The sequence below is a fragment of the Saezia sanguinis genome (genome assembly GCF_003991585.1).
Taxonomy (GTDB): domain Bacteria; phylum Pseudomonadota; class Gammaproteobacteria; order Burkholderiales; family Burkholderiaceae_C; genus Saezia; species Saezia sanguinis.
The window spans coordinates 1-265 of the sequence record NZ_PQSP01000096.1; the positions used below are offsets into that span (position 1 = coordinate 1).

The 265-nt window shown below is 68.3% G+C and carries 1 protein-coding gene; it reads left to right on the plus strand.

Annotation, left to right across the window (positions count from 1 at the left end; translation table 11 throughout):
- Positions 1–42 precede the first annotated feature (42 nt).
- Positions 43–265 (plus strand): rhodanese-like domain-containing protein (locus tag CUZ56_RS15130; protein ID WP_369126768.1); only part of this gene is annotated, 223 nt, incomplete at its 3' end.

The window sequence follows — 265 nt, forward strand, 5'->3', positions numbered from 1 at the left end:
ACCCACACCGTCCTCACCGACCAGCCCGAAGGTGACCTGTAGATGCCGTCGATGACCATAGACCAAATGCTCGACAATGCCCGCTCGCAGTTGCGGCGGATCCAGCCGGTCGAATTACCGGCCGCGCTCGCGCGGGGCGCGATCCTGGTGGATATCCGGCCCGCTGCCCAGCGGACCCGGGAAGGGACGCTGCCCGGCGCGCTGGTGATCGAACGGAATGTCCTGGAGTGGCGGCTGGATCCGAGCAGCTCCGCCCGGCTGGCAC